Raw genomic sequence first — 19,447 nt, forward strand, 5'->3', positions numbered from 1 at the left:
GGATCTCCTGAAAAAAGTAGCGCGCGCAATCGTTTTTCAGAGATGCCTTAGTCTTCCATAGCAAGTAACGCCGCACCAGTGACAAGGAGTCCTGATGAACGAAACACAAATCCTATTTGCCATCGGCGGCATTGGCGCAGCAGCGTTAGCCAGCCAGTGGCTGGCTTGGCGCTTACGCTTACCAGCCATTTTATTTTTACTGCTAAGCGGCTTGTTGGCAGGCCCCATCACTGGAATTCTTGATCCTCAAGCGCTGTTTGGCGACTTGCTGTTTCCACTGGTATCGCTGGCTGTAGCGCTGATCCTGTTTGAAGGCAGCCTGACATTGCATATGTCAGAGTGGAAAGAGATCGGTACCGTGGTGCACCGCTTGGTGTCATGGGGTGCGCTGATCACATGGGCGGTCATCGCCTGTGCGACCCACTATTTGCTCGGTTTCAGCTGGGAACTGGCGCTCCTGTTCGGCACCCTGACGCTGGTGACAGGCCCTACCGTTATCGTGCCGATGCTGCGCGTGGTGCGTCCCAAAGCCTCTATCGCCAACATCCTGCGCTGGGAAGGGATCGCCATCGACCCAATCGGCGCACTGCTGGCGGTCGTGGTCTTCAGCTTTATCGTCAGCATTGACGATGGCAGCCCTTGGGGTCATAGCCTCTCAACCTTTGGCGCGGTTATTGGCACAGGCGCGCTGCTTGGGGTGATTGGCGGCTGGCTATTTGGCCAGGTGCTCAAGCGCCACTGGCTGCCTGAATACCTGCACAATCTCGCGTCCTTGGCCGCCGTGCTGGGTATTTTCATAACCTCCAACCAATTGATGCACGAGTCTGGTCTGCTGGCCGTGACCGTCATGGGCATGTGGCTGGCCAACATGCGCGGCGTTGATGTAAGGCAAATCCTCCACTTCAAGGAAAACCTCAGTGTCTTGCTGATTTCCGGGTTGTTTATTCTGCTCGCAGCACGCCTTGACCTTAACGCATTGATCGCGCTGGGCCCGGTGACCTTGGTTTTACTGGCGATTATCCAGTTTGTCGCCCGCCCGCTCAGCGTATTCGCTTGCACCCTTGGCTCCAACCTGAACTGGCGCGAGCGGAGCCTGTTGGCCTGGATCGCGCCACGCGGCATTGTCGCAGCGGCGGTATCAGCGATCTTCGCCTTACGCCTGCAAGAAGCGGGGGATGAGCAAGCGGTATTGCTGGTACCCCTTACTTTCCTGGTGATTATCGGCACCGTGGTGCTGCAAAGCGCCACGGCGCGCCCTTTAGCGCGACTGCTGAAGGTCGCCGAGCCCGCGCCAAGCGGCTTCTTGATTGTCGGTGCCAATCCAGTGGCCCGAGCCATGGGCAAAGCCCTGCAAAGCCTTGGCAACCGCGTATTGCTCACCGACTCCAGCTGGGAAAACACCCGCGCAGCTCGCATGGCCAATCTGCCGACTTACTTCGGCAATCCGACCTCACAGCACGCCGAAGCCAATCTGGATCTGGTCGGTCTTGGCCACCTGATAACCCTATCCCCCTCAAGCGAGCTCAACGCCCTGGCCTGCATGCATTTCCGCCATGACTTTGCTGCGACGAACCGCTTCACCCTGCCCTCTGGCAGCGACAGTCGGCGCTCAGACAAGCATCGCAGCAGCGACGGTGTACGCGGGCGCAACCTGGGCAGCGCTGCCATCAGCTTTCCACAGTTCGCCAGCCGACTAAGCAAGGGTGCAGAAATCCGCACCACCACACTCAAGGCAGCGTTCGGCTGGCAGGAATATCAAGAACTGCATGGCGACAGTGCTTTACTGCTGATGGCTAAAGACCCTAAAGGCTGGATCCACGTGGCCACTCAACCTCTGGACTTCGTACCTGAAGCTGGCTGGACATTGGTGTCATTGATTGATGACGAAACGGCCAATGCCCCCGCAGCCAAAACCGAACCGACAACGCATCCGGCGGCAGAGACGAGTGCCGGCAAATAGCCCAGAGTGCAGCACAAGGTAAAAAGGCGCCGGTTTAGGCGCCTTTTTACTAGTCGCGGACGGCTTATGCGTCTAGCGGGAAATCGGGTAAAACCGGTACCGGTCGCTTATCGTCATCAATAGCCACAAAACTGAACACACCATTTATCGCGCGCTCCACACCGTCTTGATACATATTTTCAACGAAGACTTCGACTTCAACCTTGAGGCTGGTATTGCCGACCTTGATTACCCGTCCAACCAATTCAACAATCGAACCGGCAGGAATTGCATGATTAAAGTCGATGCGATCCGAAGATACTGTCACCAACGAGCGTCGGCAAAACCGTGTCGCGGCAATAAACGACACTTCATCCATCCAGGCCAGTGCGGTACCACCAAACAGGGTGTTGTGGTGATTAGTTGTCGGCGGGAACACGGCTTTGGCGACGCGCGTGGTGGAGAGTTCTATACGGCGCTGGATTTCTTGCTCACGAGGGGTCATGACGTAGCGGCCTGTAGTTTAGTGTTGAGGAAGCATGATCATTGTAGGGTGCGACAACGCGAAGCTTGTCCACCAGAAGTCGGATATCCACCAGCCAAGTAGCGGGCAGATGAAGCAACGTTCGCCTGAGTGATCTTGCTTAAACGAAAAAGGCAGCCCGTAGGCTGCCTTTTTTTCAAAGAAAAACGTCTTACGACAGTTTTTCCTTGATGCGTGCTGCCTTACCAGACAGGTCACGCAGGTAGTAAAGCTTAGCTTTACGAACGTCACCGCGACGCTTAACAGCCAGGCTGTCAACCAGCGGGCTGTAGGTCTGGAAAGTACGCTCAACACCTACACCGTTAGAGATCTTACGAACAGTGAAAGCACTGTTCAGACCACGGTTACGCTTGGCGATTACGACGCCTTCGAAAGCCTGCAGACGCTGACGGTCGCCTTCCTTAACTTTTACCTGAACGACAATGGTGTCGCCCGGTGCAAAAGGAGGGACTTCTTTGCTCATCTGCTCAGCTTCGATCTGCTGAATGATTTTGTTGGTCATGCTGCGCTCCTAAGACAAGCGGTCTGGCTTGTCATCGATACATTAACTATCGTCCCGCTGGCGGATGTATTCCTCCAGCAGCTTGTTCTCTTCCCCAGAAAGCGAGCGGCTATCCAGAAGATCAGCGCGTCGTTCGTGCGTCCTACCAAGGGACTGCTGCAAACGCCAGCGCCGGATATGTTCGTGGTTGCCGCTAAGCAGCACCTCAGGAACACGTTTATCCGCATACACCTCCGGGCGGGTGTAGTGCGGGCAGTCAAGTAAGCCATCCGTAAAGGAGTCTTCCTCGGCCGAACCTGCATGACCTAATGCACCAGGCAAAAGGCGCGTTACCGCATCGATCAGAACCATGGCTGGCAGCTCACCGCCAGACAGGACGTAATCCCCAATCGACCATTCTTCATCAACATGCGCTTCAATAAAGCGTTCATCGATGCCTTCGTAGCGACCTGCAATGAGGATTAAAGCCTCTTCGTTTGCCAGTTCGCGTACTGCTGACTGAGTCAGCTGGCGACCTTGCGGCGAAAGGTAAATCACCTTCGCTTTTTCACCTGCGGCATGCTTGGCGTCGAGCAAAGCATCCTCAAGCGGCTTGATCTTCATCACCATGCCTGGACCGCCACCAAAAGGTCGATCATCCACAGTGTGATGACGATCGCTGGTGTAGCTCCGCGGATTCCAACAAGTGAGCTGCAACAGCTCTTGTTTCACCGCACGGCTGGTAATGCCATATTCGCTGATGGCAGCAAACATTTCCGGGAACAACGTAATGACTTCAACGCGCAAGCTAGGCATGGCGCTTAAAAGTCCGCATCCCAGTCAACCCGCATTTCTCCAGCACTCAAATCAATCGACAACACGCATTGCTCGGTATAGGGCAACAGGCGTTCGCGATCATCAAGGCTGTCGGCGCAGGCTTTGACTACCATCACATCGTTGGCGCCAGTCTCAAACAGATGGTCAATCTTGCCGAGCAACTGCCCCGCCTGATCAATCACCTTAAGACCTTCCAACTGATACCAGTAGAACTCGCCATCGGTTAGTTCCGGTAATTGGTTGCGAGGCACGCAGATCTCAAAGCCGGCGTAAGTACGCGCAACTTCGCGATCATCGAGACCTTTCAACTTCGCTACCAGGACCTTGCCTTGCAAGCGCCCACTGGCCACTTCAACTTGCTTAACCTCGTTGTCACGCCTGAGCGTCCAACGCGGATAATCGAGCACGTTATCGATCGGATCGGTAAAGGAATACACCTTCACGTCGCCTTTCACGCCATGCACCGATACGATCTTGCCGAGGACAACCAAGTCTTCAGCTGGAGCTGGCGTTGTGCTCATAAATACTTAGGCTGCAGCCTTAGCATTTTCCTTCAGCAGCTGAGCAACACGCTCAGACGGCTGCGCACCCTGGCCAAGCCAGTAAGTAACGCGTTCTTCGTTAACGGACAGCTTGATTTCGTTACCCGATGCAACTGGGTTGAAGAAACCAACACGCTCAACGAAACGACCATCGCGCGCATTGCGGCTGTTGGTCACTGTGAGGTGGTAAAACGGGCGCTTTTTAGAGCCGCCACGGGCTAGACGGATAGTTACCATTAAACTTCGTTCCTGTAGTCGGTGCTGCAAAACTGATAATGCAAGCATCGGGCACTAGGCCCGAAAGGCCGCATATTCTAAGGATAATCCGGTTTTTTGCAAATAACTTTTTGCCCCCACCGGTCGAGGACGTGACTTGGCATGCCTGCAAAGCCATTCAAACTGTCTCGACCAAACACCTGAACAACCCATTCTAGGGGGCTGCAGGCCAAAGCCGAGACACTGAATTACATCTTGGGCATCCCGCCGCCACCTGGCAACATTCCACCCATACCGCGCATCATTTTCGCCATACCGCCTTTGGCGGTGAATTTCTTCATCATTTTCTGCATCTGCTTGTGCTGTTTTATCAGCCGGCCGATGTCTTGAACCTGAGTACCAGACCCCATGGCGATGCGACGCTTGCGCGAACCACTGATAACTTCAGGGTCGCGACGCTCAGCGGGAGTCATCGAGTTAATGATGGCCTCCATCTGCTTGAATTGTTTTTCAGCTGCGCCTTGGGCGTTGCCCATCTGTGCGAGATTAACCCCACCCATTTGCGGCAGCTTGTCCATGAGCCCACCAAGACCGCCCATGTTTTTCATTTGCAGCAACTGATCACGGAAGTCTTCGAGGTCGAAGCCCTTGCCCTTTTTCAGTTTCTTGGTGAGCTTGTCGGCCTTGTCGCGATCAAGGGTTTGCTCAGCCTGTTCGATCAGGCTGAGTACGTCGCCCATCCCGAGGATGCGCGAGGCAATACGATCTGGGTGAAACGGCTCAAGTGCGTCGCTCTTCTCGCCCATACCAATGAACTTGATCGGCTTGCCGGTGATATGGCGCACAGACAGCGCCGCACCGCCACGCGCATCACCATCAACCTTGGTCAGCACCACACCGGTCAACGGCAGCGCATCAGCGAAGGCCTTAGCAGTGTTTGCCGCATCCTGACCGGTCATGGCATCAACCACGAACAGAGTTTCAGCAGGCTTGACCGCAGCATGCAGCGCCTGGATCTCAGCCATCATTTCGGCATCAACGGCCAAACGACCAGCGGTATCGACCAGCACTACATCAATATATTTGAGCGTCGCTTCTTTAATTGCCGCCTGCGCGATCGCCACTGGCTTTTGCGTAATGTCCGACGGAAAGAAGGTCACACCAATATCATTGGCCAGAGTTTCCAGCTGCTTGATCGCCGCAGGGCGATAAACATCAGCCGAAACCACCAGCACGCTTTTCTTCTTACGTTCCTTTAGAAACTTTGCCAGCTTGCCGACGGTGGTGGTTTTACCCGCACCTTGCAAACCCGCCATCAGCACGACAGCCGGAGGCGTAACATTCAAAGCCAGGTCTTCGTTGGCCGCGCCCATCAGCTCTTCGAGCTCGGCGCGCACGATCTTCACAAACGCTTGACCTGGCGTCAGGCTTTTCGACACTTCAGTGCCAACCGCACGGTCTTTAACCCGGTTAACGAACTCTTTGACCACCGGCAATGCAACGTCGGCCTCGAGCAAAGCCATGCGCACTTCACGCAGGGTGTCCTGGATGTTTTCCTCTGTCATCTTGGCTTTGCCAGTGACATTTCGCAGTGACTGCGAGAGGCGGTCTGTTAAATTTTCGAACATGCTCGTTCCTTTCAGGTTCAACTGAACCGAGGCTGGGCTTGCAACTAGCCGGTGATTATAACCAACTGTCTGCAACACTGACACCGCCAGTAGTCTTTCGTAAATTATGCTTTATGTGCCAAACTCAGCGCCTTTCGGGCTTTCCCTACTAGGATTTATGCACCCATTGCTGCCCAGCTTAGCGGCTGCCTGCCTTTACGGCGGCGCTGCAATCTACCAAGGACTGCGTCTTTCCACACGCAGCAACCCTGACAAGCGCCTGCTCGGCCTGCTCGGCGTGCTCGCACTGCTGTTCCACGGCGGCAGTCTTTTCGTGCAAATGCATCACGATATTGGCATGCAGTTAGATTTTTTTAACGCGGCCAGCCTCATTACATTCGCCGTGATCAGCATCACACTATTGGCTTGCCTGCGCATTCCGACGGAAAATTTGTTGCTGTTTTTGTTTCCATTAGGCTGCATCACCGTATTACTCGCGCAGTTTATGCCCGTTGGCACCATTGACCCGATTAATGAAGGCCCCGGCATTATTACCCACATACTGCTGTCGATCATCGCCTACGGCATCCTGACGATTGCGGTATTTCAAGCCTTGCTGGTGTCGATGCAGGACTACCAACTCAAGCACAAGCACCCTTCAGGCCTGACCAAAAATTTCCCGCCGCTACAGACCATGGAAAGCTTGTTGTTCGGTTTCCTTTGGGCTGGCTGGATCATGCTCTCGTTGTCGCTGTTATCGGGAGCGCTTTTCATTGATGACTTATTTGCACAGCACTTAGTGCACAAAACCATCCTTTCTTGCTTCGCCTGGGTCGTCTTCGCCGTACTCCTCTGGGGTCGCCACCAGCTTGGCTGGCGCGGACACAAGGCAATTCGTTGGACCCTTGCGGGCTTCTGCCTGCTAATGCTCGCCTACTTTGGCAGCAAGCTGGTTCGCGAATTCATTCTGCACATATAGGTAGGCCCGCACCTCGTGGACACATTGCCCCCTGGCTTTTTGCTTGGCGTTCTGATTTTCCTGCTGGCTTGCTCAGCGTTCTTCTCTAGCTCCGAAACCGGCATTCTCAGCCTCAACCGCTATCGCCTGCGCCACCTGACCAAAGAAGGTCATCGCGGCGCCAAGCGCGTCAGCGCCTTGCTCAGCCGTCCCGATCGGCTGCTCGGGACGATTCTGATCGGCAACAACTTCGTCAATATTCTCGCCTCCTCGATCGCAACCGTCCTGGCAATCAAACTCTGGGGCGAAGCCGGTATCGCTATTGCCACCATTGGCTTGACCATAGCCCTGCTGATTTTCGGCGAAATCACCCCGAAGACCTTGGCAGCCCTGCACCCGGAGCGAGTGGCATATCCATTCAGCATGCCGCTGAGCATACTGCTCAAGCTGTTTTACCCGCTGGTCATCATGCTCGGCTGGATCAGCAACGGCCTCCTCAGACTGCTTGGCGTTGACCCAACCAGCAAAAGCAGTGACAGCCTGACCACCGAAGAGCTACGTAGCGTTGTGCGTGAGTCAGGCCATGAGTTGCCGAAAAACCGGCAAAGTATGCTGCTCGGCATTCTTGACCTAGAGAAGGTCACGGTTAACGACATCATGATTCCGCGTAACGAAGTTACCGGGATCAATCTCGAAGATGACATCGAAATCATCATCACCCAGTTGGTCAGCACGACACACACGCGCTTGCCGGTATTCCGCACTGATATCAACCAGATCGAAGGCGTGGTGCATATCCGCCAGATCGCCCGCCTGCTAACCAGCAACCAACTGACTAAAGAGAGCCTGCTGGGCGCCTGCATGGAGCCGTACTTCGTGCCCGAGAGCACGCCGCTTTCGACTCAGCTGATCAACTTCCAAAAGCAAAAACATCGTATTGGTATCGTCGTTGACGAATATGGCGATGTTATTGGTGTGGTCGCATTAGAAGATATTCTTGAAGAAATTGTCGGCGACTTCAGCAACCAAAATACCCTGCGCAATCCCGACATTCATCCACAAGACGATGGCACCCAAGTCATCGATGGCGCCGCGTATATTCGCGAAATCAACAAAGCACTGGATTGGGAACTACCGTGTGAAGGGCCAAAAACCCTGAACGGGTTGATCACCGAAGCACTGGAGAGTATTCCAGACGGCCCGGTGTGCTTAAAAATAGATGATTACCACTTGGAAATTCTGCAATCGTCTGACAACCGCGTTAAAAGCGTAAAAGTCTGGCAAGCACTTAATCGATCTTCCGAGGGTGAGGCGAGCGAGTAATCGCAGCAGCCAAATTCTGCGCCCAAACCTGATACCCGGCGCTTGATGGATGATAACCATCGAGCGCCAGGTACTCAGCTGAAAAATCCAGTTCTAGCGGCACATACAGAGCTCGGCGCTCATTAGCCAGCGCCTGCAATTGCGCGTCCAACTGCTGCGCTCTGGCACCTAATAGCCAGCGCAACAGCCAAGGCAACGCCGTAAAGTGCTGTAGCGGCGGAACACCGGTAAAAACCAGTGACGCACCACCCGCCTGAAGCCCAACGGCGAGCATGCGCAACGAAGCGCGCCAACGGCTAAGCCGAGTCAGGTGGCTACAGTCATTAACCCCGAACACCAGCACCGCCAAATCAAATGAGCCGGCAGGCACCTGCGGCAGCAACCGCTGACAGGCCTGGGCTGCGGTAATACCGTTCTCAGCCAGCACCTGCCATGCAACCGGACGCTGTTGATAATCGGCCAAGGCTCTAGCCAGTTGCCCGACCAAGGCTTGCGACAAGCAACTTACGCCTACGCCAGCGGCGGTTGACTCGCCGAGCAGTAAAAGTCGCACTGGCTGCCCGGCGAACTGAACGCCAGCCACGCCCTCGACAGGCCCAGCAGCAGGGGCAAGACGCAATGCAGTAAGGCGTGTGTACAGCGCCAGCGGTATGACCACAGGCGACGTCAACCCAACCAGCAGCCACCAACGCCAGCCCTGACCATTCACAGCTCGACGTTAACCGCCTTGGCAGCACGCGTTGCCTTGCTCCGCGCCAGCTCCAGTGACTCGTCACGCGCCAGTGCAACACCCATGCGCCGTTGACCATTGACTTGCGGCTTACCGAACAAGCGCAGCATGGTATCGGGCTCCGCCAGCGCCGCCGCCAGATTGCCAAAGCTGACTTGCTCCGACTGCCCCTCAACCAGCACGACAGCTGAAGCCGAAGGGCCAAACTGGCGAATCACTGGAATTGGCAGACCAAGAATTGCCCGCGCATGCAAGGCAAACTCGGAAAGGTCTTGGGAGATCAGGGTCACCATGCCGGTGTCATGCGGGCGCGGCGAGATTTCACAGAACCAGACCTGATCCCCCTTAACAAACAGCTCAACGCCAAACAGACCGCGGCCGCCCAGCGAATCTGTAACCGCCAGCGCAATGCGCTCGGCCTCGGCCATGGCTTTCGGACTCATCGGCTGGGGCTGCCAAGATTCCTGGTAGTCACCACGTTCCTGACGATGACCGACTGGCGCACAGAAGGTGGTGCCATTGATATGACGCACCGTCAGCAGAGCAATCTCGTAATCAAAGTCGATAAAACCTTCGACAATGACCCGCCCCTTGCCAGCGCGACCACCTTCCTGCGCGTAATCCCACGCTTGCTGTACATCAGCCTCACTCTTGAGTACCGACTGGCCCTTGCCAGAAGAACTCATGATCGGCTTGACCACGCAAGGGAAGCCGATCTTGGCCACTGCGGCCGCAAACGCCTCGAATGAGTCGGCAAACTCATAGGGTGAGGTTGGCAGGCCTAGTTCTTCAGCAGCCAAGCGACGAATGCCTTCGCGATTCATGGTCAGTTGAGCGGCGCGGGCGCTTGGGATCACGGTGTAGCCTTCACTTTCCAACTCAGCCAGCGTCGCGGTGGCAATTGCCTCAATCTCAGGCACGATGTAATGCGGTTTTTCCTGCTCAATCACCGCGCGAAGCTCTGCGCCATCCAGCATATTGACCACATGGCTACGGTGCGCGACCTGCATCGCCGGGGCATTGGCATAGCGATCGACGGCGATCACCTCAACCCCGAGGCGCTGCAGCTCGATCACCACTTCCTTTCCAAGCTCGCCCGAGCCACACAGTAATACACGCGTCGCGCTAGGCGATAACGGGGTTCCGATACGGGGCATAACAATTCCTTGGACTGGCTTAAATCTAAGAGAAAGGTAGCCCGAGCAGAATGCATCAGGGCTAATCGACGCAAAAACCAGCGCTGCGTGTGCGCTAGAGGATAATACCTTTGCTCACCGCACGCTGATGGCACTGCACCAGCACATCACGCCGCTCTTGGTTATCCATGCGGCTCCAGCGGGTAATTTCAGCAACGTTACGCTGGCAACCAATACAAATATCCTCTTCATCCAGCGCACAGACATGTACGCAAGGTGAGGCTACAGGACGTTCATCAGTCATTAATCTTCTTGCTCAGTTAACTCACGCGCATAGCGCTGGGCATTGTGGACATAGTGCGCGGCACTGGCCTCAAGCATTTTCTTTTGTGCATCAGTCAGCTCACGCACTACTTTTCCGGGTGAACCCATGACCAGCGACCCGTCAGGAATTTCCTTACCCTCACCAATCAGCGAATTGGCGCCGATGATGCAGTATTTGCCAATTTTGGCGCCATTGAGCACCACGGCATTAATCCCGATCAAGCTGTAATCACCCACCGTGCAACCATGCAGCATGGCGTTATGACCAACCGTAACGCCTTTGCCAAGGGTCAGCGGAAAGCCCATGTCGGTATGCATGACACTGCCGTCTTGCACGTTGCTGTGCTCACCAATATGAATCAGCTCGTTATCGCCACGCAGCACAGCGTTAAACCAAACGCTTGCGCCTTGTTCCAGCTTGATCTTGCCCACTAACGTGGCATTCGGCGCGGCCCAACTTTCGGGGTGCGCATCGACTGCGGATTGTCCAAGACGGTATTTCATATGGCTCATTCCTCAGGTCAGGCTAATGAAGTGCTTTGGCGGCGTGTGCAGATCAATCGGCGACTCGTCGTAGGCCAGGTTAATCAGCTCAACCAGCATGATCGCCGTCAGCCCCCATATTTTATATTCGCCAAAGCGATAACTGGGCACATACCAACTCTGACCCAGATAATCAATTCGGTGCGTGGTCTCACGCGGATTCTCGCGGAAAAATTTCAGCGGCACCGAGAATACCGCAGCGATCTCCCCATCATTGGCCAGGTAATCAACAAAGTCAGGGACAACAGCAACGAAGGGAGTGACCTGAATGCCATGGCGCGAAACCAAAGTACTTAGCGGACCAATCACCTCGACCAAGCCAGGCGGCAGGGCAATCTCTTCTTCTGCCTCGCGCAGAGCGGTTTGCACCAGATTCTGATCTTCGGGGTCACGACGACCACCTGGAAACGCAACTTCACCACCGTGCGTGGACAAACCACTGGCACGTAAGGTGAGCACGACCTCGGGTTCATCACTGCGGGTAATAGGAACCAGCACCGCAGCTTCCGGGAAGCTACCGTCTGCCCCCAGAACTAGCGGCTGGTGAGAACGTACACGTTGGAGTAGCTCATCGAGCATGGGCAATCTCAGCGTTCTTTTTCTTCCTTGGATAATGGCATGAAAGCCCGCGACACCCAAGCTTGAGACAGTGTTGAAATTGCCTAATTGAGGACGCCACAATTGATTCATGCAGGGGTATCGAGCAAAGATAGGCCATAAGCAGCGAGGAAACGGCATGAAATTCTGCAGTCAGTGTGGCAACCCGGTAAGCCATAGAATCCCTGAGGGAGACAGCCGTTTACGCTTTGTCTGCGAGCTCTGCAGCGCCATTCATTATGAAAACCCGCGCATAGTTGCTGGCTGTATTCCTGTTTGGAAGCAGCAAATTCTGCTCTGCCGCCGGGCAATTGAACCGCGCCGGGGCTACTGGACTTTACCCGCAGGCTTTATGGAGAATGGCGAAACCATTGAACAAGCTGCTGCTCGCGAAACAGCCGAGGAAGCCTGCGCCCGAGTCCACGATTTGACACTGTATAACCTAATTGATTTACCCCACATCAATCAGGTGCATGTATTCTTTCGCGCAGAACTCACTGATCTGGATTTTGCAGTGGGTGAAGAGAGCCTGGAAGTCGCCTTGTTTAATGAAGCAGACATCCCTTGGTCAGAGCTGGCTTTCCCGACCATCGGGCGTACTTTAGAATGCTACTTTGCTGATCGCATAACCGCCCAGTTTCCGGTCCGCAATGAGTCTTTAGAGGCCTTACGCGCACACTACAAAGTAGCTTTTTGATCATATGGATATCGTTCTAATGCGCTGGTTGCTGGCTTTAATCTGCTTTTCCTTTGTTGCTAATGTGTGTGCAAACACACCAGTGCCGCCACCTCTACAGAAAAGCAACCAGGCTCAGCGCATCGACAAAGTGCTGATCCTCAAGTCCGAGCGCAAACTGCAACTCATCAGCAAAGGCCAGCCATTCAAAAGCTATCGTGTTTCTCTGGGGAAAAAGCCGCAGGGCCATAAACAGTTTGAAGGCGACCAGCGCACACCTGAAGGCATCTATTGGATTGATTGGCGCAAAACCAGCGACAACTACCAACTGTCGATGCACATCTCATACCCCAATGCCCGCGACCAAGCTACTGCTCGCAGCAAAGGTCTGTCGCCGGGCGGCATGATCATGATTCATGGCACCCCAATCGATGAAGAATACCCGGAGTGGTACTTCAGCACACTGGATTGGACCAACGGCTGCATCGCCATGAAAAACACCGATATGCGCGAAATCTGGTCGCTGGTTAAAGACGGCACACTGATCGAAATTCGCCCCTAATCGGCGGCTGCGTCTGTAGGGCGCGACACTCTTTAGAGGGCGACAGGGCGAAGCTTGGCTCATCAAATTCAAGCAAGTTGCCCTGACATTCGCTGCCACAGACGGCGGGCAATACAGCGCTGTCCACCCTACCTCAGCAACAATGTATGAGTGCGGCAAAGTGTATGAGTGCGACAAGGCGATGCCTGTCCACCAAGACTTGCCAAGCGAACCGCTTAAAACTGCATATCAGACAGGCGCCACACATCAAATGCCGGGGTTTCGTATGGATGGCTGGCTTTGAGCGCCTTGACCGTTTCGTGGATCAGTTCATCCGCCACCACCAATTCGACCTTCCACTCAGGTTGACGCTCTAAAACCCCTTCGCCACCCGTATATGGTTGACTGCCCGGCAGCGGGCGAAACTGGCCCTGCCCCGGCACCTGCCAGCAGCAATTATCGTAGTTACCTATATGCCCAGCACCTGCGGCAAAAATGGCGGCCTTGACAGTTTCCAAGTGACTTTCAGGCACGTAAAAGCACAGTTTGTACATCAAGATCTCCGTAATAAGGCAACCAGATCAATAATGCCATTTTGCCATCAATCTTTGTAAATGCAGTTCAAATATCCTTAATTAAAAGACCTGAAACCCTGGAAAACGTTCATCCCCGGAACCGGCGTCCATGTTCAAACCAACGAAACATGACCGCCATCACATTACGCCAGACACACCAAATGCCCGCATCAGCAACTGCTGGGACGGTGCGTGAAAACCAAAAAGGCAAATCTGGTAACGATGAACGAGCGTCCATCACGATAAGACATTAGAGCCTCGCCAGGATTGACCTGGCGAACCTCAGGCAAGAATCCGGCAGGCTAATAATCAGCCTGCCGAACAGGGGTCGTTAATCGACCCAAACGCGAGCGTTGCGGAACATACGCAGCCATGCGCCATCTTCATTCCACTCATCCGGGCACCATGAGTTCTGCACGGCGCGGAAGACCCGTTCAGGGTGCGGCATCATGATTGTCACCCGCCCATCACGACTGGTCAGGCCGGTGATACCGCGCGGTGAACCATTCGGATTGGCTGGGTAGGTTTCGGTGACTTTGCCGTGGTTATCGACAAAGCGCATCGCCACGCAACCGGACAAGTCAGCTTCAACCAGCGCGTCGTTGCTCTTAAATTCGGCATGACCCTCGCCGTGAGCGATGGCGATTGGCATGCGTGAACCCGCCATACCACGCAAGAAAATCGACTCTGACTCCTGCACCTGAACCATTGCCACACGCGCTTCGAACTGCTCGGAACGGTTACGCACAAAGTGCGGCCAGAACTCACTACCCGGAATCAGCTCATGTAAATTGGAGAGCATCTGGCAACCGTTACACACGCCCAACGAGAAGCTGTCTTCACGCTCAAAGAAGCCGCTGAACGCATCACGCGCACGGTTGTTAAACAGAATCGACTTAGCCCAGCCTTCGCCAGCGCCCAGTACGTCGCCGTAGGAGAAGCCGCCGCACGCGACCAGACCTTTGAAAGCATCGAGGTCAACACGACCGGCCAGAATATCGCTCATGTGCACGTCGACAGCATTGAAACCGGCGCGGTCGAACGCTGCAGCCATTTCTACCTGACCGTTGACACCTTGCTCGCGCAATACGGCAATCTGTGGGCGCAGGCCTTTTTTGATATACGGCGCCGCAATGTCTTCATTGACATCAAAGCCCAGCTTGGCGCTAAGGCCCGGATTGTCTTCTTCGAGCAGCGCGTCGAACTCTTGATCAGCACACTGAGCGTTATCGCGCAGGCGTTGAATCTGGTAGCTGGTCTCAGACCACTGACGCTGCAAGATGCGCCGCTCGGCAGAAAGCACCGAGACATCTTTGTAGCTGATTTCGATGTGGCCGTTATTAACCGGCTTACCGATAACTGCAACACAGTCATCCAGCCCGGCAGCAGAGAACTGCGAAAGCACTTCAGCAGTGAAGTCCTGGTTAACTTGAATAACCGCGCCCAATTCTTCGTTGAACAACACACCCGCCAGCTCATTGTGATTCAGAGCCAAGGTATCGAGCTGCAGGCTAAGGCCGCAGTGGCCAGCAAAGGCCATTTCCACCACGGTCGCCAACAAACCACCATCCGAACGGTCGTGGTAAGCCAACAAGCGGCCGTCTGCATTCAGACCCTGAATCACGGCGAAGAATGCTTTCAGGTCTTCAGCGTCATCGACATCCGGAGCCTGCTTGGCCAGCTTGCCGTATACCTGCGCCAAAATAGAGGCGCCCATACGATTCTGACCACGGCCAAGATCAATCAAGATCAGATCGGTCTCGCCCTTGTCCATGCGCAGCTCTGGGGTCAGCGTGCGACGGATGTCTGTGACCGGCGCGAAGCCAGTGACAATCAACGACATTGGCGACGTCACGCTCTTGTCGTCATCGCCGTCTTGCCAGCGAGTCTTCATCGACATTGAGTCTTTACCCACCGGAATGGTAATCCCAAGCTCTGGGCACAACTCCATACCGACGGCTTTAACCGTGTCATAAAGGCGAGCATCTTCACCTGGATGGCCCGCAGCGGCCATCCAGTTTGCCGACAGTTTAATGTCGGAAATTTTGGCGATCCGGGTACCCGCCATATTGGTCAAGGTTTCACCGATTGCCATACGTCCCGAGGCCGGTGCGTTAAGCAAAGCCAACGGCGTGCGCTCACCCATGGCCATGGCCTCACCGCTGTAGGTGTCGAAGCTAGAAGCAGTTACCGCACAGTCTGCAACTGGCACCTGCCACGGGCCGACCATTTGATCGCGCGCCACCATACCGGTAATCGTGCGATCACCAATGGTGATCAAGAAATTCTTGCTGGCTACAGCTGGGTGCTGCAGGACGCGGGAGACTGCTTCCTTGATATCAACGTTAGCGGGGTCGAAGTCATCGCCCAATTCCGCTTCACGGTCGGCGCTGCGATGCATGCGCGGCGCCTTACCGAGCAACACATTTAGCGGCATATCGACCGCATTGTTGCCAAAGTGGCTATCCGCAACAGTCAGGTGCCGCTCTTCAGTGGCCTCACCGACCACTGCGAATGGGCAACGCTCACGCTCACAAATAGCTTTGAAACGCTCGAAGTTAGCGGCATCAACCGCCATTACATAACGTTCCTGGGATTCGTTACACCAGATTTCCAGTGGCGCCATGCCCGGTTCATCGTTAGGCACTGCACGCAGGTCAAAACGACCGCCGCGCTCGCCATCGTTAACCAGTTCAGGGAAGGCATTGGACAAGCCGCCCGCACCGACGTCATGGATAAAGCTGATCGGGTTGTTTTCACCCAACTGCCAGCAACGGTCGATAACTTCCTGACAGCGGCGCTCCATTTCTGGGTTTTCACGCTGTACGGAAGCGAAATCAAGATCAGCAGAGCTCGCACCCGTCGCCATCGACGAAGCCGCACCGCCACCCAAACCAATGAGCATGGCCGGACCGCCGAGTACGATCAGCTTGGAACCAACGGTAATCTCAGCTTTTTGTACGTGATCTTCGCGGATGTTGCCCATACCACCGGCAAGCATGATCGGCTTGTGATAACCGCGTACTTCGTCACCGTGTGGCGTGCTGATCAACTGCTCGAAGGTACGGAAATAACCGGTCAGCGCCGGACGACCGAATTCATTGTTAAACGCAGCGCCGCCCAGCGGGCCTTCGATCATGATATCCAAGGCAGTGACAATGCGCTCTGGTTTGCCGTAAGGCACTTCCCACGGCTGCTCAAAGCCCGGAATCTGCAGGTTCGAGACGGTAAAGCCAGTCAGGCCAGCTTTAGGCTTGGCGCCACGGCCGGTCGCGCCTTCGTCACGAATCTCACCGCCCGAACCTGTCGAGGCACCCGGAAACGGGGCAATCGCGGTTGGGTGGTTGTGTGTTTCCACCTTCATCAGGATGTGCACAGGCTCGGTAACAGCGCCGTATTCACGGGTTTCCGAATTCGGAAAGAAGCGCCCAGCCGTACTACCGACGATTACCGCAGCGTTGTCCTTGTAGGCAGACAGAACGCCTTCGCTGTGCATCTGGTAGGTATTTTTGATCATGCCAAACAGCGATTTTTCTTGCGACTGGCCGTCAATGTCCCAGCTGGCATTAAAAATCTTGTGCCGACAATGCTCAGAGTTAGCCTGAGCAAACATCATCAATTCGATGTCATGCGGGTTACGGCCCATGGTGCCGAAGCTGCTGACTAAGTAGTCGATTTCATCATCAGCCAGCGCCAAGCCCAACTCGACGTTGGCTTTTTCCAATGCAGCACGACCGCCACCGAGCACGTCAACCACGGTCAAAGGCTTAGGAGTGGCATGACTGAAAAGCGCCGCAGCGTCCTCCAGATTTTCCAGCACCAACTGAGTCATGCGGTCATGTAGCAGCACAGCTACCTGTTCACGCGCAGCCGCATCCAGCTCACCGGTAACGTAGTAGGCAATGCCGCGTTCAATGCGATGGATTTTCGCCAAACCACAGTTGCGAGCGATATCACTGGCCTTACTTGACCATGGTGAAATAGTGCCGAACCGTGGAATCGTCAGAAACAAGCGACCGCTTGGCTCCTGCACGTCTACACTCGGCCCGTATTTCAACAAGCGAGCCAAGACTTGCTCTTCGTCAGCGGTCAGAGCACCGACAACATCGGCGAAGTGTGCAAATTCGGCGTACAGCCCAGTAACAGCCGGTATTTTGCGGGTAAGTTGCTCGAGCAACTTGCCGTGACGAAAAGCAGAAAGAGCGGGGGCGCCGCGCAAGATCAACATCGATGACAGCCTCTGGGAAGGGGGTGTGCTTTGAGGCCGTGCATTCTAGCCTAAAGCGCTGAACACATCACCCGTTTGCCTACGCCAAAACGACAGTCTGCGCGCTAGCAGAGAAGCGAGCGTCTGTCGAGATATTGCAAGGCGAATCCTTTGCGTATACTGCATCGATGTATTCCCAATCTGCGATCCGCACGCGCTACGCCAAATGGCTGTCAGCGATCGGAATCCTTCTGCTGCTAAATGGCTGTGGTGCTGAAGAAAAAGTACCCACAACCCTTGAGCGAGTGCAGGCGGAGGGCGTACTGCGCGTGATCACCAGGAATAGCCCCGCGACCTACTTCCAGGATCGTAACGGTGAGACTGGCTTCGAGTATGAGCTGGTCAAACGTTTTGCTGCCGACCTCAAAGTCGAGCTAAAAATTGAAACAGCCGACAATTTGGACGATCTATTTAACCGTTTAAACAACGCAGATGGTCCGGTATTGGCTGCCGCTGGTCTGGTCGATAGCGCCGGACGCAAACAACAGGCGCTATTTTCCAAGCCCTACCTTGAGGTCACCCCGCAAGTTATCTACCGCAACGGTCAGCGCCGCCCTACTCGTCCTGAAGACTTACTTGGCAAACGCATCGCAGTGCTAAAAGGCAGCAGCCACGCCGAACAGCTGGCCGAGCTAAAAGTACAGATGCCAACACTTGAGTACGAAGAGTCGTCCGAGGTGGAAATCGTCGACTTACTGCGCATGGTCGATGAAGGCCAGGTAGACCTGACGCTGGTCGACTCCAATGAGCTGGCAATGAATCAGGTGTACTTCCCCAATGTACGCGTGGCGTTCGACCTCGGTGACTCACTCAATCTGGCCTGGGCGGTAAAACCGGGCGAAGACCATAGCCTGCTTGATGAGGTCAACACTTTCATTGCCCGCGCCAAAGAAAACGGCAGCCTCAAACGCTTGACCGATCGCTATTACGGCCACGTTGATGTACTCGGCTATGTTGGCGCTTACACCTTCGCTCAGCACCTGCAAAAACGCCTACCGCGCTACGAGCAGTTTTTCCGCCAGGCTGGGCGCCGCAACAATATGGACTGGCGACTACTCGCCGCAATGGGTTATCAGGAATCGCTTTGGCAACCCACCGCCACCTCAAAAACCGGCGTACGCGGCCTGATGATGCTGACGCTTCGTACCGCGCAGGCGATGGGCGTATCCAATCGACTCGACCCCAAACAAAGCATTGATGGCGGTGCCAAGTACATTGTTCACGTTAAAGAGTTGCTGCCAGAAAGCATTCTTGAGCCGGACCGGACTTGGTTCGCCCTCGCCGCCTATAACGTTGGTGGTGGACACTTGGAAGATGCACGCAAACTGACCGAGGCTGAAGGCCTTAACCCAAATAAATGGCTCGACGTGCAGTCAATTCTGCCGCGGCTGGCGCAAAAGAAATGGTACAGCAAAACCCGCTATGGCTATGCCCGCGGCGGCGAGCCGGTGCATTTTGTACGCAACATCCGCCGCTATTACGACATCCTCACCTGGGTGACGCAGCCTCAACTTGAGAGCAATCAAGTGGTCGAAAGCGGCATGCACTTGCCGGGCGTCACTAAAGAAACCCTAGACGCTGAATCGCCCCCGCTTTAAACGCCTGCTAACA

The 19,447-nt window shown here is 55.0% G+C and carries 19 protein-coding genes; 6 read left to right on the plus strand and 13 right to left on the minus strand.

The genetic code is table 11. From position 1 onward, the window contains the following. Positions 1-94: 94 nt before the first annotated feature. Complete coding sequence (locus ACN0UH_RS05980; RefSeq protein ID WP_417661205.1) at positions 95-1,960, plus strand: cation:proton antiporter; 1,866 nt, start codon at positions 95-97, stop codon at positions 1,958-1,960. Positions 1,961-2,024: 64 nt separating this feature from the next. Here ACN0UH_RS05980 and ACN0UH_RS05985 read toward each other — a convergent pair whose 3' ends face one another. The 6 genes from ACN0UH_RS05985 to ffh form a co-directional block, all read right to left on the minus strand. Further along, positions 2,025-2,444 (minus strand): acyl-CoA thioesterase, encoded by a 420-nt coding sequence (locus ACN0UH_RS05985; RefSeq protein ID WP_417661206.1) that lies wholly within the window; start codon positions 2,442-2,444, stop codon positions 2,025-2,027. A 190-nt stretch (positions 2,445-2,634) separates the two neighbouring features. Continuing rightward, the gene (rplS, locus tag ACN0UH_RS05990) at positions 2,635-2,985 is read right to left on the minus strand and encodes a 50S ribosomal protein L19 (RefSeq protein ID WP_010484685.1); all 351 of its coding nucleotides are present in this window, start codon (positions 2,983-2,985) and stop codon (positions 2,635-2,637) included. A gap of 42 nt (positions 2,986-3,027) precedes the next feature. Continuing rightward, complete coding sequence (gene trmD / locus ACN0UH_RS05995) at positions 3,028-3,780, minus strand: tRNA (guanosine(37)-N1)-methyltransferase TrmD (RefSeq protein ID WP_339514638.1); 753 nt, start codon at positions 3,778-3,780, stop codon at positions 3,028-3,030. Between the two features lie 5 nt (positions 3,781-3,785). Beyond that, positions 3,786-4,322: a ribosome maturation factor RimM gene (rimM, locus tag ACN0UH_RS06000; protein WP_339487457.1), complete on the minus strand. Its 537-nt coding sequence runs from the start codon at positions 4,320-4,322 to the stop codon at positions 3,786-3,788. 6 nt (positions 4,323-4,328) lie between these two features. Next, a complete protein-coding gene (gene rpsP / locus ACN0UH_RS06005; protein ID WP_010484678.1) occupies positions 4,329-4,580 on the minus strand; it encodes a 30S ribosomal protein S16 in 252 nt (83 codons plus the stop codon). 227 nt (positions 4,581-4,807) lie between these two features. Beyond that, entirely contained in the window at positions 4,808-6,187 is a 1,380-nt protein-coding gene (gene ffh, locus ACN0UH_RS06010; RefSeq protein WP_417661207.1) for a signal recognition particle protein, read from the minus strand. A gap of 157 nt (positions 6,188-6,344) precedes the next feature. Between ffh and ACN0UH_RS06015 the strand changes: the two genes are divergently transcribed. After that, positions 6,345-7,145: a cytochrome C assembly family protein gene (locus ACN0UH_RS06015; protein WP_417661208.1), complete on the plus strand. Its 801-nt coding sequence runs from the start codon at positions 6,345-6,347 to the stop codon at positions 7,143-7,145. Between the two features lie 15 nt (positions 7,146-7,160). Beyond that, positions 7,161-8,447 (plus strand): HlyC/CorC family transporter, encoded by a 1,287-nt coding sequence (locus ACN0UH_RS06020; protein WP_417661209.1) that lies wholly within the window; start codon positions 7,161-7,163, stop codon positions 8,445-8,447. On the opposite strand, the gene ACN0UH_RS06025 is transcribed toward ACN0UH_RS06020, so the two are convergent. The 5 genes from ACN0UH_RS06025 to ACN0UH_RS06045 form a co-directional block, all read right to left on the minus strand. Continuing rightward, the gene (locus ACN0UH_RS06025; protein ID WP_417661210.1) at positions 8,413-9,156 is read right to left on the minus strand and encodes an SGNH/GDSL hydrolase family protein; all 744 of its coding nucleotides are present in this window, start codon (positions 9,154-9,156) and stop codon (positions 8,413-8,415) included. The genes ACN0UH_RS06020 and ACN0UH_RS06025 overlap by 35 nt on opposite strands. Beyond that, complete coding sequence (gene purT / locus ACN0UH_RS06030; RefSeq protein ID WP_417661211.1) at positions 9,153-10,334, minus strand: formate-dependent phosphoribosylglycinamide formyltransferase; 1,182 nt, start codon at positions 10,332-10,334, stop codon at positions 9,153-9,155. The genes ACN0UH_RS06025 and purT overlap by 4 nt, the downstream gene beginning before the upstream one ends. A 94-nt stretch (positions 10,335-10,428) precedes the next feature. Further along, positions 10,429-10,617: a DUF1289 domain-containing protein gene (locus ACN0UH_RS06035; protein ID WP_417661212.1), complete on the minus strand. Its 189-nt coding sequence runs from the start codon at positions 10,615-10,617 to the stop codon at positions 10,429-10,431. Continuing rightward, positions 10,617-11,141 (minus strand): gamma carbonic anhydrase family protein, encoded by a 525-nt coding sequence (locus ACN0UH_RS06040; RefSeq protein ID WP_417661213.1) that lies wholly within the window; start codon positions 11,139-11,141, stop codon positions 10,617-10,619. Before ACN0UH_RS06040 ends, ACN0UH_RS06035 begins: the two co-directional genes overlap by 1 nt. 12 nt (positions 11,142-11,153) lie before the next feature. Further along, the gene (locus ACN0UH_RS06045; protein WP_417661214.1) at positions 11,154-11,759 is read right to left on the minus strand and encodes a CoA pyrophosphatase; all 606 of its coding nucleotides are present in this window, start codon (positions 11,757-11,759) and stop codon (positions 11,154-11,156) included. A gap of 157 nt (positions 11,760-11,916) precedes the next feature. On the opposite strand from ACN0UH_RS06045, the gene ACN0UH_RS06050 reads away from it, so the two are divergent. Continuing rightward, a complete protein-coding gene (locus ACN0UH_RS06050; protein WP_417661215.1) occupies positions 11,917-12,474 on the plus strand; it encodes an NUDIX hydrolase in 558 nt (185 codons plus the stop codon). A 19-nt stretch (positions 12,475-12,493) separates the two neighbouring features. Next, positions 12,494-13,015 (plus strand): L,D-transpeptidase family protein, encoded by a 522-nt coding sequence (locus ACN0UH_RS06055; RefSeq protein WP_417661449.1) that lies wholly within the window; start codon positions 12,494-12,496, stop codon positions 13,013-13,015. Positions 13,016-13,230: 215 nt separating this feature from the next. Here ACN0UH_RS06055 and ACN0UH_RS06060 read toward each other — a convergent pair whose 3' ends face one another. Together ACN0UH_RS06060 and purL are read right to left on the minus strand one after the other, a co-directional pair. Next, complete coding sequence (locus tag ACN0UH_RS06060) at positions 13,231-13,548, minus strand: NGG1p interacting factor NIF3 (protein ID WP_417661216.1); 318 nt, start codon at positions 13,546-13,548, stop codon at positions 13,231-13,233. Positions 13,549-13,900: 352 nt separating this feature from the next. After that, positions 13,901-17,797 (minus strand): phosphoribosylformylglycinamidine synthase, encoded by a 3,897-nt coding sequence (gene purL, locus ACN0UH_RS06065; RefSeq protein ID WP_417661217.1) that lies wholly within the window; start codon positions 17,795-17,797, stop codon positions 13,901-13,903. Between the two features lie 167 nt (positions 17,798-17,964). Between purL and mltF the strand changes: the two genes are divergently transcribed. Continuing rightward, positions 17,965-19,434: a membrane-bound lytic murein transglycosylase MltF gene (gene mltF, locus ACN0UH_RS06070; protein ID WP_417661218.1), complete on the plus strand. Its 1,470-nt coding sequence runs from the start codon at positions 17,965-17,967 to the stop codon at positions 19,432-19,434. The last annotated feature ends 13 nt before the right edge of the window (positions 19,435-19,447 follow it).

The organism is Pseudomonas sp., assembly GCF_048265905.1.
Taxonomy (GTDB): domain Bacteria; phylum Pseudomonadota; class Gammaproteobacteria; order Pseudomonadales; family Pseudomonadaceae; genus Aquipseudomonas.